This is a genomic window from Streptomyces sp. BR123, assembly GCF_013401435.1.
Lineage (GTDB): Bacteria > Actinomycetota > Actinomycetes > Streptomycetales > Streptomycetaceae > Streptomyces.
The window spans coordinates 1-14,350 of the sequence record NZ_JACBGN010000187.1; the positions used below are offsets into that span (position 1 = coordinate 1).

A 14,350-nucleotide genomic window follows, 5' to 3' on the forward strand; every position below is an offset into this window, starting at 1 on the left:
CCCCGGGCCGGGGCCACGCCCCCGGCCGGCCCAATACCGCCGGCCCGCCGGCCCGGCGCCCACCCTGGAGGGCCGGGCGGGTACCGCGCCCGGGAGGAAGGAGCGCGCGGTGGCACCCGTACCCGAGGAGCACCTTCCCGGATCCCCGGGCGATGCGCCGGAAGAGGGCCCCGGCCGGTACGGCGAGGCCCTCTTCCGCCCGGAACACCCCCAGGAGGGCGAGCGCATCGACCACGCCGCGCTCGTCTACGACCCGCTCACCCGGGCCCGCCTGCGCAGCCTCGGCGTCGGGCCCGGCTGGCGCTGCCTGGATGCCGGCGCGGGCACCGGAACCGTCGCCCGCTGGCTCGCCGACGAGGCGGGTGCCGAGGAGGTCGTCGCCCTCGACCGCGACACCGGCCGCCTGGCGCCGTTCGCCGGTCCCCGGCTGCGCGTCCGCGAAGCGGATCTCACGCGGCTCGCCGCCGAGCCGGACCTGGGGACCTTCGACCTGGTCCACGCCCGGTTCGTGCTCATGCACCTGCCCGGCCGCCGCGGCATCCTCCGCCTCCTCGCCGAGCGGCTCAACCCCGGCGGGTACCTCGTCCTCAGCGACGCCGCCGACGTCCCCGACCCCGCCGACCCGCACTCCGCGTACCGCCGCACCCTGGACGCGATGTGGCGGACCCTGTCCGAGACCATCGGCACCGACGTCACGGCCGTACGCGCCCACCCGCACGTCCTGCGCGCCGCCGGCCTGGAGGAGGTCGCCGCAGAGCTGGTGTGCCCGCCCCTCACCCCGGGCGGCCCCCTCGCCGCCTTCTGGAGCGAGACCTGGGAGCGGATGCGGCCCGACCTGCTCGCGGGCCGCCTCGACGCCGCCACCCTCGACGAGGCCCTCGCCTACCTGGCCTCGCCCGACCTCGCCGAACTGGCCCCCGGCATGCTCACCGTGTGGGGCCGCCGCCCGACTCCGCGTCAGTAGCGCACTGCCCTCGCCACCTCCGCGGTGATCTTGCCGGAAAGGGAGTGAGTGCTGCGGGCCGTGCCCTGGCCCTTGGCCTTGGCGCCCACGTCGTCGATGGTGACCACGGCCACGTCCACGGTGTTGGCGCTGTCGTCCTTGAAGTTCACCTGCACCGCGAAGGACTTCGCCGCACTGTCGGTGTTGTCCACCGTCACCGGCACCACCGTGTACCCGCCCGAGTCGGTGGACGGGGTCCCCAGGGTGGCGGCGTCCTTCGCGTTCACCCCGCCCTTGATCTGGTCGAGCTTGTTCTGGGCCTCCGCGGCCGCCGAAGCCGCCGTGTCCGCGGCCTTCGACGCGGCCGCGGAGATCTCCGCACCCGCGGACGCCACCGCCGACGCGGCCTTGGACACGGCCTCCTTCGGGGATTCGTCGCCCGCGCAGCCCGCCGTGCACAGGGCCGCCAATGCCACCACCGCACCGGCCAGGGCGCGCCCGGCCGTGTGCCACTGCTTCTGGGGAGTCTTTCGCATGCGACCAGTCAACGCCGCGAACGGCCGCGGAGACGGTGCGACCCGGCAGGGCATACGGATGAAGGCTTGCGGGTTACGGATCGTCAACTATAGTTACGCGCAATGGGTGTCAACTATAGTTACGCCTGCGGAAAGGAGGCAGAAGGCACGTGGCGGAATCAGCGCACGGACCCGTCGGACCGGACACACCCCGGCCGGACCGGGCCTCCGCTCCGGTTCCGGGTCCGGTTCCGGTTCCGGCCCCCGGTGCTCCCTTCTGCGACCGACTCAACTTCCTGTTCGACCGGGTGCGCCCGCCGGGCGCGGAGGAATACACCAACGCCCACGTGGCCCGCACCATCTCGTCGTACGGCGAGGACAGTTACACGCGGGCCCACATCAGCCTGCTCCGCGCGGGCAAGCGCACCCCGACCATCACCATGGTCCCCCTCCTCGCCCGCTTCTTCGGCGTGGAGGCAGCCTACTTCGTCGAGGACGAGGTCACCCGGAAGGTCGCCACCCAGTTCGAGATCCTGCGCAAGCTCAAGGAGAACGGCGTCGAACAGATCGCCCTCCGCGCGATGGGCGTCTCCGCCGCCGGCCAGCGCAAGGTGCTGGCGGCGCTCGAAGCCGTACGCAAAGAGGAAGGCCTGCCCGCCGACCCCGAGAGGGAACTGCCGTGACCGGCGGCCGACGTCGCCAGGAGAAGGGGAACCCCCATGTGGCTCAGCCGTCGTAGCCGCGGCAACGACCGCAAGGCCGACGAGGCGTACGAGGTCGAGCGCCGGAACCGGGAGTTCGTCGAGGGCCTCGGCCTGCCCGAGGCCGACAGCGTCCTGGACCTGGTGCCGTTCATGGAGGACTACCTCGACCGGTCGATCCGGCTCATGCCGTTCGTCTCGGACCCGGCCGACCCCGACTCCCTCGACGCCTCCGCCCCGTGCGGCCTGTGGCTCGCCACCGGCGAAACGGACTACGTGTTCTACGACACCGCCATCAGCCGCGCCCACGCCGAGATCATCGTGGGCCACGAGTTCGGCCACATGCTCAAGCGCCACCGCGGCAACGCCTCCGTCGAGGCAGGCAGCCTCGGCGGCCTCATCACCGACATCGACCCGGCCACCGTCCAGCTCGTCCTCGGCCGCACCCGCTACAACGAGCCCGAGGAGTTCGAGGCCGAACTCCTCGGATCCCTCCTGCAGGAGCACGTGAGCACCACCCGCCCGGCGGCCCGCCGGGCAGCCGACCCCATCACCCGCACCTTGCTGCGCTGACCGGACAGGGACCCGTGAAAGACATCCTTCACCCCCTGTGCCTGGCCATCGCCGGTACGGGGTTCCTCATCCTCATACGTGACCTGGGCAGGAGCCGCCGCGAGCCGGCGCTCGTCGCCCTGGCCTTCACGTACGGCTTCTCCGCGCTCAGCTACGCCGTCTCCCTCACCTGGGTGTGGGTACGCGTCGACGGCCTCCTCGGCGTCCCGAACATCGTCGTGCCGATCGCCCAGGGCTTCGTGATCGTCGTCCTGGCCCTCCAGGCCACCGTCCTCGCGCACTGGTCGAAGCCCCCCTCCGGGGCCCGCCGCCGCAGCAGGCTCCTGCTCGCCGCCGCAGCAGCGGTCATCACCGCCATGGCCGTGCTGTTCGCCTCGCTCACCCCGGCCACGACCCGGCCCACCGACTTCTCCCTGTACTACGCGCACGACCCCGTCTTCCAGGCCTACGTACTGCTGTACTTCGGCACGTACAGCGTCGCCGAGACCTACCTCGCCGTGTCCTGCTGGAAGTACGCGCGCACCGCCACCACCCCGTCGATCGCCTTCAGCCTGCGCCTCGTCACCATCGGCGCCGTCATCACCCTCGGCTACAGCGGCATCCGCATCGCCGCCGTCGTCGGCGCCGAGACCGGATTCAGCGTCAGCCACCTCAACGGCTTCGCCTGGGCCTGCGGCGACATCGGCGCCACCCTCACCCAGATCGGCTACCTCATCCCGACCGTCGCCCGGCGGGCCGGCAGCGCCCGCGACTGGGCCACCGCCCACGTCCGCTACCGGCGCCTGGGCCCCCTGTGGTCCGCACTCGACCAGGCCGACCCCGGCATCACGCTGCGCCGCCCGACCCGCCAGGGCCAGGACATCCTGCGCGGCCGCAGCGCCCACTTCCCCCTGCTGCGCCGCCGCGTCGAGATCCGCCAGGGCCAGAAGCTGATGCGCCGCTACCTCGACCCGGCCGTACGGGCCGAGGCGGAGGCCCGCCGCGCCGGCGAAGGCCTCGGCGCCGCCGAGTTCGCCGCCGCCGTCACCGCCGACCAGATCCGCGCCGCCCTCATCCGGCACACGGCCGACGACCCCGTGGACACCCCCGCCGAATACGCCGACGCCGAGCTCACCCTCGCCACCACCGAGGACGAGCTCGCGCACCTCCAGCGCGTCGCCGCGCACTTCAGACCTCCCGCGGCACAGAGCCGCCGCAGCGCATCCGAAGTCCGCAGCGCCACCTCAGGAGCCCGTTCGTGATCCTCCGACGCACCCTGCTGATCGCCTCCACCGCCGTCGCCGCGGCGGCGTCCATGGCCACCATGACCGCGGCCGCCCGCGCCCGCGCAGCCGCCACCGCGAGCACGCCCCTGCACCTGGCGCCCGCCCGAGACCAGCTCGCCGCCCTGCGCCGCCGCACGACCACCAGCCGCGCCCTGCTGGAGCAGTACCTGCAGCACATCGAGAAGACCAACCCCGGCCTCAACGCCGTCATCACCCTGGACGCCGAGGGCGCCCGCGCCGCGGCCGACGCCGCCGACCGCCACCTGGCCAGGACCGGCAAGCCGCTCGGCGCGCTCCACGGCCTGCCCGTCACCGTCAAGGACGCCCTGGAGACGAAGGGACTGCGCAGCACCTGCGGCGCACCCGACCTCACCGACCACGTCCCCGACCAGGACGCCGACGCCGTCGCCCGGCTGCGTGCCGCCGGCGCCGTCATCGTCGGCAAGACCAACGTCCCGGTCATGTGCCAGGACCTGCAGACCTCGAACCCGCTCTTCGGCACGACGAAGAACCCGCACGACGCCACCAAGACCGCGGGCGGATCCTCCGGCGGCCCCGCCGCGGCCGTCGCCGCCGGCATCACGAGCCTCGAACTCGGCTCCGACCTCGCCGGCTCCCTCCGCCTCCCGGCCGCCTACTGCGGCGTGTACGCACTGCGGCCCAGCGGCGGCATCGTCCCCACCCGCGGCCACATCCCCCGGCCGCCGGGCTGGCTGTCCAGCTCCGACATGCTCACCCTCGGCCCGATCGCCCGGACCCCGGACGACCTCGACGTCGCCCTCGACGTGCTGGCCGCACCGGCCCCCGCCGAGGCAGCCGCGTGGCGGATCGACCTGCCGGCGCCGCGGCGCCGCCGCCTCGCGGACTACCGCGTCGGCCTGTGGCAGGACGACCCCTACTGCCATGTCGACGACACGATCCGACGGCTCCTCGACGAGATCGCCGGGATCCTGCGCTCATCCGGCGCCACCGTCGACGGCACCACCCGGCCCGTGGGGCTCGCCGACAGCGACCGGCTGTTCCAGCGCCTCATGTTCGCGACGGCGAGCGCCACCGCCACGGACGCCGGCTTCGCCGACGACATCGCCGCCGCCGATCGGATCCCCGCCGACGACCCCAGCGGGATCTTCCTCCACTCGCGCACCATGCGACACCGGGACTGGCTGCGCGCCAACGAGGAACGCGAGAAGCTGCGCGGCCACTGGGCCGACTACTTCACCGCCCACGACGTCCTCATCACCCCGGCCGTCCCCAACACCTGCGTCGACGACCAGACGTCCACCCCGGTCCCGAGCCGGTTCATCACCGTCAACGGGCAGAAGCGCCCGTACTTCGACCAGACGGCATGGCTGAACCTGGCCGGCCACGTCCGGCTCCCGGCCCTCGTCATGCCCGCGGGGAGGACGGCCGACGGCCTGCCCCTCGCCATCCAGATCATCGGCCCCTACCTGGCCGACCGCACGGTCGTCGACATGGCCAGGCACCTCGCGCGAAGGCTTCCCGAGCCCGCGCAGCCGCCCGCGTTCACCGCGTGACCGGGCGCCCATGACCGGGCTCGCTCTGCCCCCACGGGGGTGGGGCGGGGCGAGCCCGTACGACGCGGCAGAGGGGCCCCGGGCACCCCGGAGCCCCTCTGCGCCGTCCACGTCCGCGCCGTCCACAAGACATGCAGGGCCCGGATACCGACGGGGGAAACGGTACCCGGGCCCTGCGATCTTCATCTTAGTCCCCTTTATCCCGCGGTGTCGCCGTGGCGGCCGGCGAAACCCCTCAGGCCCCGGGGGTCACTTCCCCTCGCACAGCGCCGAGTTCAGCAGCTGCTCCATCTGCGCCGCGGGGATGTTGGTGGTGAGGTGGGCGTTGGTCACGACCGCAGCGTGCCGGCCGTCCTCGGTGACCAGCGTCTGCGTGTAGTAGCCCGGCAGCATGCCGTTGTGCCCCCAGGCCACGCCCCCGCACGGAAGCGGCTGCCGGATGAGGCCGAGCCCGTACCCCCACCCGGATGCCGGGTCGCCGACGTCGACCGCACGCTTCATCTCCGCCAGGGACGCCGGCGACATCAGCCTGCCGCCGAGCAGCGCGCGGTAGAAGGCGGCGAGGTCCCGCTGGGTGGAGATCACCGCGCCGGCGGTGCTGAAGGAGGACGGTTCGAAGGGCAGCACGTCGGTCCAGAAGAAGAACGAGCCCACCCGGATGCCGTGGTACCCGCGTACGGCCGGGGTGGGCAGGCTCCGGTCGCCGGGCGCCGGGAAACGGGTCTGCGTCAGACCGAGCGGCTCGATGACGCGGCGGGTGATCACCTCGTGGGCGCGCAGGCCCGTCACCTTCTCGAGGAGCATGCCGAGGATCTCGTAATTGGTGTTGGAGTACTCGAACTTCGTGCCCGGAACAGAGGCCGACGGCCGGCGCAGCCCGTCCTCGACGAGCGCGGCCAGGCTGTACGTGCCGTCCGGATCGGCCCGCGGGGCGGGCGCGTTGTTGACCGGGATCCCGCTGGTGTGCTGTAGCAGTTGGCGCACCGTGACGACGCTGCCGTTGTGGCCGTTCCCGGCGACCACGCCCGGCAGGTACCGCTCGATCGGCGTGTCGAGGGCGACCTCGCCCTCGTCGACCAGCTGCAGGACGGCCACCGCGGTGAAGACCTTGCTCTGGCTGCCGACGCGGTAGTGCTCCCCCGGCTGGATCGGCCGGCTGGTGTTGATGGTTCCCGTGCCGACGGAGAGGTCCCAGGAGCCGGCGCTGTCGCCGGCACGGACGGCGGCCCCCGGGCCGGCGTGCGACTGGAACGTCTTGAGTGCCGCAAGCGTGGCGGGGTGGTCGTCGGCGGTGGGGGAGGAGGCCTGGGCGGGAGCCGGGGCGGCATGGGCCCCGGTCGGTAAGGACAGCGTGAGCACCACGGCGCAGACGGCGCCGGCCAGCGCGGAGAACCGGACCTGGCGTGCGGTCGAAGACATGTCTTCCTCCTTGGTGGTGGGAGAGGGAGTGATCACATCCGGCCATGGGTCGCCGGTCGGTGCCGGCCCGGCCGGCCGTGCACGAGGCATGCGGCGCAGCCCGGCCCCCTTGGCAAGGGACCCCACGGCCACGCTGACCTGAAGGTCTGTGAAACACCGCACAGCCCGCACACGGGGGAAAGCGTCCTCACCGCACCCCCGTGCGGGTTGGATGAGTTCCCGGTGGCTGCGGCCGTACACCCCCACGCCCGGATGTGATCCGTGGCCATTCAAACGGCCATCGCCGTCCGTGTCCCGGCGCGGTGACCCTGCCGAACGGATCCCGGACAATCGCCGGACATCCCGGCGCCCGCCGCCTCGCCACCAGCGGCCCACGGACGAGGAGGAACGAGACATGGGACGCCAGGAACAGCCGCTCGACCCCGGCCGGGACCCCTTGGCCCGGTTCGCGTACGACTTGCGGGAACTGCGGCGGCATGCCGGGAGCCCGCCCTACCGCAGGCTGGCCACCCGAGCCCACTACTCCGCCTCCACGCTGGCCGAGGCCGCGGCGGGCAGACGCCTGCCCGGCGCCGCCGTGCTGGCCGCCTTCGTCAACGCCTGCGGAGGCGACGCGGAGGAATGGGAACAGCGACGCATCGCCACGCACCGCCTCATCACCGCCCCGTCGCCGGCCCCGGCACTTCCGTGCCTCGATCCGGCGCCGGGCACGGAACCGGCCCCCGCGTCCTCGGACCAGGATCCTGCCCCGGCCGCCGCGTCACCCGCCCCGGCCGCCGCATCCCCGGATCCGGGCCCGGTCACCGTGGTTCCGGTTCCGGGCCGGGCCGTCGCGGCCACGGCCACCCCCGCTGACGCGGACCGCCCGTCGGCCGAGGCCGCGCCCCGGCGCCGTACGCCCGACAGGCCGCGTCGGCCGGCGCCCTGGCGGCGGCGCCGCGAGGCCGGCCCCGTCCTCCTGGCCGTCCTCCTGACGCTCGGCGCGTTCGCCGCCGGAGACGCCGGCCGCCCCCGGAAGACCACCGCTCCCGCCTCGGACGGAACGCACACCGCGGCCGCGAACCTGTCGGCGGACACCCGGTTCTCCGACGACGGCCGACGGCTGCGCACCGACACCGACATCCCGGAGCGCTACCGGGCCCTGATCGTGGAGGCGGGCACCACCTGCCACGTCCCGCAGGTCACTCCGGTGCTGGTGGCGGCCATGCTCAAGGCCGAGAGCGGGTTCGACCCCGAGCTCAGCGACCCGGCCAAGGACGAGTACGGCATTGCCCGCTGGACGCCCCGCGTCCTGCGGTACTACCTGCCGCCGGACCGGCAGCACACCGTCCCGAAGCCGCCGTTCAGCCCCGAGGACTCGATCCCCGCCATGGGCAGGATGCTCTGCGCCCTCGCCCCCGAACTCGAAGGCGTTCCCGGTGACCCCGCCCTCAACCTCGCCGCCGCCTACCGCACGACCACGTGGAAGGTGCAGCGGCAGGGCGCCGAACTGGAGGCCATCCGGCCCTACCTGGAGCAGGTCCGCACCGCGATGCTCCGATACCGTCCCGAGTCGGCCCTCCCGCCGGCCGAGGCCGCACCCGGCGGGCGCTGACCCCGGACGCGAGCCGGGACGCGAGCCGGGACGCGAGCCGGGACGCGAGCCGGCTCACCGGGCGGTGAGGCAGCCGAGGCGGTCGGCCGTGACCGGGGCGCCCTCGGCGACGTTCCGGTCGTAGGTGACCTGCCTGACGGTGACGGTGCGGGCGCCGACGGCCACGTCCAGGTACGCGTCGTGGCCGGGCACGACCTGCCGGCGGGCGCCCGGCAGGGCCGCCGCGAGGGTGGCCGCGTCGCTCTCCCGCCCGGGCGCGTACCGGATCATCGGCGGGCCCGCCGGGCGGGCCTTCGGCGCCGTGGCCGAGGTGCCGGTGACGACGAACCCGCCGGCCGACAGGGCCGCCGCCACGACTGCATCGTCCACCCGCACCTTGATCCCGGCGGGGTTGGTCGGCACCGGGGTCTCGGGGACGGGCTGGATGCGCCGGTCGCCCGTGATCGGCCGGTCCGCGGCCAGGGCCGCCCACAGCGCGCGGGAGCGTTCCCCGTGCCACAGCAGGGTCGACCCGACGCCGGGGACCCGGTGGTCGAAGGTCTTGATGGGAACGGTCGCGAACTCGGTCCGCTCCGGGTGCAGCCGTCCGAAGGCGGTGCCCAGGCGGACCAGGTCGGCCAGGTCGGTGCCGCTGTCGGTGCGTACCGATGTGAGCAGGGTGCGTGCGGTGGCGGCCGCGGCGAGGGGATCGGCCAGGGCGCCCTCGACGGTCAGGCGGGTCAGCAGGTCCGAGACGGTGCGCTGCTGGCGCCGTACGCGGCCGAGGTCGCCCGGGCGCTCGATGTGCCGGGCGCGGACGTAGCGCAGGGCGCCGTTCCCGTCGGCGTGGTGCATGCCCGGCGTCAGGTCGAGGCCGGAGTTCTCGTCCTTGAGCGGTCTGTCCGTGCACAGGGCCGCGCCGCCCAGCCCGTTGACGGCCTGTTCGAAGCCGGTGAACCCGGTTTCGAGGTAGTGGTGGATGTGCAGGCCGGTCGCCTTCTCGACGGTCTTGACCGTCAGGGGCCCGCGGCCGCGCGCGTATGCGCCGTTGATCTTGCCGAGGACGCCGGCGCCGTCGGCGTACTCCACGTACGAGTCGCGCGGGATCGACACGATGCTGGCTCGGCGGGTGTCCTGCGACAGGTGCACCAGCATCATCACGTCGGTGCAGTTGCACCCCGCGCCCCCGACGTGCAGCCGGTCCTTCTCCGCCTTCGACAGGCCGGTGCGGCTGTCGACACCGACGACCAGGACGTTCGTCCCGCTGCCCGGCGCGGCACGGTCGGCGGGCGACGGCGGACCGGCCCAGGCCGCACCCGAAACCAGCGTCGTCAGCAGGGTCAGCGCAGTGGCAAGACGGAGCAACGCCTACTCCCAGGGCCGGGCGGACCGACGGGCCGGCATCTCGCCGGTCGGCGGATCGGACGCCGAACGCTAGCGGCCCCGGCCGTCCGGGCCCCGGCTACACGCCGGAGGCTGCTCCTGTCGGGGAGCCGTCAACACCGTAATGGAGCGACACGTTGTCCACCGCGGGCCGCGCCCGCCCCGCCGGGCCCGCGGCGAACGCCCGCAGCACGTTCTCGGTGACGGTCCGCGTGAACGCCCCGGCGCGGTGGTCCAGTCCGTGGTTGGCCTTCCCGCCGCCGGGCCCCGATGCGTCCAGCGCCTCCACCCAGCGCATGGTGCCCGTCGCGAACAGGCCGGCTCCGGAGGGCAGGGACGCGTACACCGTGTCCGCGTACGAGTGCCGCCCCTTGCACACCACCGGCGAGTGCGCCAGCACCTCGACCGGCCGCGGTGTGGGGTACCTGAGGTCGATCCGGTCGTACTCGACGCCCACCAGGTGCGGGAACGCGTCGCCCTGCGCGGCGCCGGTGCCCGCCAGAAGCCAGTGGCCCGGATGGGTCACCACACAGGGTGCGTCGACCGGGTACCCGTCGTAGATCACGCCCAGCAGGCTGCTCTCGGGTTCCGGGGCCGGCGCCCGCCGGAAGTCGTTGGTCGGCGGCAGGCCGCCCCGGAAGCCCGGATCGAGGGCGTAGTCCTCCTTGTAGCAGACGACGGTCCGGTACGCGCCGACCGCGGAATCCTCGAACCGGACGCGCCGGTAGCAGCAGTTCGCCCCGAACACCGCCAGGTTCATGCCGGCGTCCCGGGCCATGGCGGTGTGGAGGCGCTGATCCGGGCTCCAGTACTCGTCGTGGCCCGGCGACAGCAGCGCCACCGCCCCGTACAGCAGCCGGCGGTCGTGCGCCACGTCGATCCCCGTCGCGTAGGCGAGCGGCAGCCCCATCCGCTCCGCCAGTGCGACCAGCGGCGCCTCGTAGGTCAGGAACAGGCCCGCGCCGTGCGCGTTCTGGTACGGCCGGTCGAAGGAGACCGCGAGCGAGCGTGAAGCCTTCTTGCCCGTCGTGCCCTTGTACAGGTCGGCCCCGCCCCACCGGTTGTACGCCTGCCAGGTGGCGACCGCGTTGACCAGCAGCATCCGGCCCGCCGCCGACGCGGACCGCACCGTCAGCGGCACGTACCGCTGGGCGCGCTCGGCGCCGCCCGCGGTGTCCAGCCGCAGCAGATAGCTGCCCTCCGGCCAGTCGGCGGTGTCGACCTCGGCGGTCTGCTGCCAGTCGGTCCACGCCCTGCGCGTGGCCGGATCGACCCGGGCCGGCGGCTGGAGCAGCCCGGGCAGCACGGGCGAACGCCACACCAGGCGGGCCCGGGTGCCGCCGTACCAGCCCATGCGGTACGCCGAGACGGTGTAGGAGGCCGCCGTCGTCGACACCCGCAGCGGGAGCGGCTCGCCCGCGAGCACCGAGGCGCGGTCGGCGAAGCCCTCGATCGCGCGGGCTGCCCCGGCCCTGGTGATCCGCCAGGCGGCGTCGCCGGGCCGCAGGTTCTCGGCGCGTACGTCGAGGCACCCCCGACCGCCGCCGCCCGCCGCGGCCGCGGGCCGGGACGCCGCGGACGCCGTGGCCGCGGTGGTCGCCGTCACGGCGAGGGCCGCCGCGAGTTCCAGCAACCGTCGGCGCCCCGGACCCGCACTGCTTCCGGGGTCCGCCGGTCCGGTGTCGCCGACCCGTCCCACGGCACCTCCACGCCTCTGCCGGGGCCGCGCCCGCGGCACACCGATACGGCCCGGCCACCGTACGGCACGCCGCCGCGGACCGCGGTGAACGACAAGCCGGAGCGGAGGAGGGAGCCGGCGGCTACTGCGGGAGCACGGTGCCGGGGGCGGGCGCCTACGGCACCTCGGGGCGGTCGAGGAAGGCGAGCACGGCCCGCTTCTCGGGGAGGTACACCTCGGGCAGGTCGATCTCCGGCAGGGTGATCTCCCCGTGGCGGACGAAGCCGAGCCGGTCCAGCATCGCGAGGGCCTTGTCGTTGCGGGCGTCGGGCTCGGCCACCAGCCGCCGCACGGCCGGGTCGCGGAACGCGAAGCGGATGAGCGACCCGACCAGGGTGCCGCTGAAACCGGGGCGCGGCCGGCCGGCCGCCGGCGGGGCCAGCATCAGGTGGACGCCCGAGTCGCCCTCCCGCACCTCGTAACACTCGCTGACCCGGTCCTCCTCCGGACGGTACGTCTGGAACAGCGCCACCGGCTCGTCGTCCAGCCGGACCATGAAGGCGTGGTGGGTGTCGCGGCGGTCCACGTCCTCGTAGATCTCCTGGACCAGTTCACGGCTCGCGCCGTTCATGCCCCAGAACGATGCGCGCTCCTCGACGACCCAGGAGTGCAGCACGGCGGAGTCCGCCGCGGGGTCGACCGGGGTGAAACGGACGGTGCCGAAGCCTTCCACGGTCTCGGTGCAGACGTCCGCGCGCGGGGGAACGAGGGCGGTGGAGTCGGGTCTCATACGGTGTTCCGTTCCTTCGTGTCGGATTGCGGGCGTGTACACAGAGCCGCCCAGTTGCATTAGGTTAGGCTGGCCTTACTGTATCGGGGTTCAGGGGAAGGGGCGGACGTGGGCGTCGCCAAGGGTTGGGAGGGCGTGGTCCTCAAGCTGCTGCGGGGCAAGGACTTCACGTTCACCGTCACGGGAGCCGAACAGGTCACCCCGCACTACCGCCGGGTCTGGTTCACCGACGGCGGGCTGCTCGCGGCCGCGGGGGACTCCCTGCACCCGACGATGTGGGTCCGCCTGTGGTTCGACGACGACGGCAAGCCCCACCAGCGCGCCTACACCCTGGTCGACCCCGTTGCCGAGGAGGGCACGTTCGCCCTGGAGTTCGCCTTGCACGACGGCGTCGCGAGCGACTGGGCGCGCAACGCCAACCCCGGCGACACCATCGAGGCCACCGTGCAGGGCACCGGCTTCACCGCTCCCGCACCGGCCCCCGAGCGGCTGCTGGTGATCGGCGATCCGGCCTCCCTCCCCGCCATCAACTCCCTGCTGGACGCCTACCCGCAGCTCCCGGCCACCATCTGGTTCGAGACCCAGCACGAGGCCGACACCGACCTGCCGGTGCGGCTCGACCCCGACCGCCACGAGATCCGGCGCGTCCCCCGCTCCGGCGACGGCACCGCCCTCGTCGAGCGGATCCGCGCCGAACTGCCCGCCCTGGCGTCCGACCCGGAGTCGGCGTACGTGTGGCTGGCCTGCGACACGGCGACCACCCGCACCCTCAGCGGCTACCTCCGCAAGGACCTCGGCCTGCCCAAACAGCGCGTCAACAGCCTGGGCTACTGGAGGGCCGCGGCCTGATCCCGGATGCGGGACGGGCCCGCGAACCGCGTGGGGGAAGTCTGTTGCAGGGACTGGACTCGGTGGACTGGCACGGTTTGGAGTCGGCATGGCCGGACCGGCCGACCGCGGACCTACCGAAGGTGCTGCGCCGGATCGCGCGGGCGGACGCCGCCACCCAGCACGACGCGGTCGAACGGGCGCAGGGCGACCTTCAGGCACTCCTGCTGCAGCAGGGCCGGATCACCGACGCGGCCACCTCGACTCCCGGCCGGTCCGGGAGGCCCTGACGGCCCTCCGGGCCGCAGACTGACGGCGTACGGCGACTACCGCGCGTTCGTCCAGGACGAGGAGATCCGCGCCCGGATCGAAACGGTCCTCGCGCTCCCGCAACACCCGGACCCGGCAGGGCGGGACAAGCGGTCGATATGATCTTCGTCTACGCGGACCGCACCGGGGGAGGACCCGACCGATGAAGATCGCTGTGCTCGGGACGGGCGGTGTGTGCCGCGCCCTCGCCCCCGCCTTCCTCGCCCTGGGACACGAGGTGACCGTCGGCACCCGCGACCCCGGCGCCACCCTGGCCGGCAACCCTGCCTACGTGCAGCTTGCCGCCCGCTGCCCGGAGTTGGACCTGCGTACCTTCGAGGGGGCGGTGCCGGGCGCCGACCTCGTGGTGAACGCGATCGACGGGCCCTCCTGCGTCGCCGCACTCACCCCCCTCGCCGACCTCCTCGCGGGCCGGGTCGTCATGGACGTCTCCAGTCCCTACAACTGGTCCGATCCCGACCCCGAGGCCGTCCTCGACCCCGTCAACACCGACAGCCTCGGCGAGCAGCTCCAGCGGGCGCTGCCGCAGGCCCGCGTGGTCAAGACCTTCAACACCCTTGTCGCCGACGTCATGCCGGACCCGGCCTCCGTCGGCAACGGCGACCACACGGTCTTCGTCAGCGGGGACGACACCGCCGCGAAGGAAGTGGTGACCGACCTGCTGAAGGCCCTCGGCTGGCAGGACGTCCTCGACCTCGGCGGCATCCGCACCGCCCGGGCGACCGAGATGATGCTGCGCATGTTCATCGACACCTCCGCCGCTCTGGGCACCTACGTCTTCGGCTTCAAGATCGTCCGCTGAGGGCCGGGGCGGGTG

14 protein-coding genes are annotated in these 14,350 nt (G+C 73.7%); 9 read left to right on the plus strand and 5 right to left on the minus strand.

Annotated elements, in window-relative coordinates:
• Nucleotides 1-109: 109 nt before the first annotated feature.
• Entirely contained in the window at nt 110-964 is an 855-nt protein-coding gene (locus tag HYE82_RS24800) for a class I SAM-dependent methyltransferase (protein WP_179176367.1), read from the plus strand.
• On the opposite strand, the gene HYE82_RS24805 is transcribed toward HYE82_RS24800, so the two are convergent.
• On the minus strand, nt 958-1,479 hold the full coding sequence (locus HYE82_RS24805) for a hypothetical protein (RefSeq protein WP_179176368.1): 522 nt from the start codon (nt 1,477-1,479) through the stop codon (nt 958-960). The genes HYE82_RS24800 and HYE82_RS24805 overlap by 7 nt on opposite strands.
• Before the next feature lie 149 nt (nt 1,480-1,628).
• Between HYE82_RS24805 and HYE82_RS24810 the strand changes: the two genes are divergently transcribed.
• From HYE82_RS24810 to HYE82_RS24825, 4 genes are read left to right on the plus strand one after another with little or no spacing between them, the layout of a single operon-like run.
• On the plus strand, nt 1,629-2,141 hold the full coding sequence (locus tag HYE82_RS24810; RefSeq protein ID WP_218783029.1) for a hypothetical protein: 513 nt from the start codon (nt 1,629-1,631) through the stop codon (nt 2,139-2,141).
• A 36-nt stretch (nt 2,142-2,177) separates the two neighbouring features.
• Entirely contained in the window at nt 2,178-2,732 is a 555-nt protein-coding gene (locus HYE82_RS24815; protein ID WP_256987627.1) for a hypothetical protein, read from the plus strand.
• A 14-nt stretch (nt 2,733-2,746) separates the two neighbouring features.
• Nucleotides 2,747-3,973, plus strand: a complete 1,227-nt coding sequence (locus HYE82_RS24820; protein WP_179176369.1) for an MAB_1171c family putative transporter — start codon at nt 2,747-2,749, stop codon at nt 3,971-3,973.
• On the plus strand, nt 3,970-5,532 hold the full coding sequence (locus tag HYE82_RS24825) for an amidase (protein ID WP_309144440.1): 1,563 nt from the start codon (nt 3,970-3,972) through the stop codon (nt 5,530-5,532). The genes HYE82_RS24820 and HYE82_RS24825 overlap by 4 nt, the downstream gene beginning before the upstream one ends.
• Nucleotides 5,533-5,781: 249 nt before the next feature.
• Here the strand turns inward: HYE82_RS24825 and HYE82_RS24830 are convergent, their stop codons facing one another.
• Nucleotides 5,782-6,951, minus strand: a complete 1,170-nt coding sequence (locus tag HYE82_RS24830) for a serine hydrolase (protein ID WP_179176370.1) — start codon at nt 6,949-6,951, stop codon at nt 5,782-5,784.
• Nucleotides 6,952-7,345: 394 nt separating this feature from the next.
• Here HYE82_RS24830 and HYE82_RS24835 point away from each other — a divergent pair, with 394 nt between their 5' ends.
• Nucleotides 7,346-8,545, plus strand: a complete 1,200-nt coding sequence (locus HYE82_RS24835; RefSeq protein WP_179176371.1) for a helix-turn-helix domain-containing protein — start codon at nt 7,346-7,348, stop codon at nt 8,543-8,545.
• A gap of 54 nt (nt 8,546-8,599) precedes the next feature.
• Here the strand turns inward: HYE82_RS24835 and HYE82_RS24840 are convergent, their stop codons facing one another.
• From HYE82_RS24840 to HYE82_RS24850, 3 genes are all read right to left on the minus strand, one after another.
• A complete protein-coding gene (locus tag HYE82_RS24840; protein ID WP_179176372.1) occupies nt 8,600-9,889 on the minus strand; it encodes an LCP family protein in 1,290 nt (429 codons plus the stop codon).
• A gap of 97 nt (nt 9,890-9,986) precedes the next feature.
• Nucleotides 9,987-11,606: a N,N-dimethylformamidase beta subunit family domain-containing protein gene (locus tag HYE82_RS24845; protein WP_309144441.1), complete on the minus strand. Its 1,620-nt coding sequence runs from the start codon at nt 11,604-11,606 to the stop codon at nt 9,987-9,989.
• Nucleotides 11,607-11,760: 154 nt separating this feature from the next.
• Nucleotides 11,761-12,375 carry a GNAT family N-acetyltransferase gene (locus tag HYE82_RS24850; protein ID WP_179176373.1) on the minus strand — a complete coding sequence of 205 codons (615 nt, stop codon included), beginning with the start codon at nt 12,373-12,375 and terminating at the stop codon, nt 11,761-11,763.
• 108 nt (nt 12,376-12,483) lie between these two features.
• On the opposite strand from HYE82_RS24850, the gene HYE82_RS24855 reads away from it, so the two are divergent.
• The 3 genes from HYE82_RS24855 (at nt 12,484) to HYE82_RS24865 (ending at nt 14,335) form a co-directional block, all read left to right on the plus strand.
• Nucleotides 12,484-13,224 carry a siderophore-interacting protein gene (locus HYE82_RS24855; protein ID WP_179176374.1) on the plus strand — a complete coding sequence of 247 codons (741 nt, stop codon included), beginning with the start codon at nt 12,484-12,486 and terminating at the stop codon, nt 13,222-13,224.
• A 44-nt stretch (nt 13,225-13,268) separates the two neighbouring features.
• Nucleotides 13,269-13,493 (plus strand): hypothetical protein, encoded by a 225-nt coding sequence (locus tag HYE82_RS24860; RefSeq protein ID WP_179176375.1) that lies wholly within the window; start codon nt 13,269-13,271, stop codon nt 13,491-13,493.
• Nucleotides 13,494-13,675: 182 nt separating this feature from the next.
• A complete protein-coding gene (locus HYE82_RS24865) occupies nt 13,676-14,335 on the plus strand; it encodes an NADPH-dependent F420 reductase (RefSeq protein ID WP_179176376.1) in 660 nt (219 codons plus the stop codon).
• The last annotated feature ends 15 nt before the right edge of the window (nt 14,336-14,350 follow it).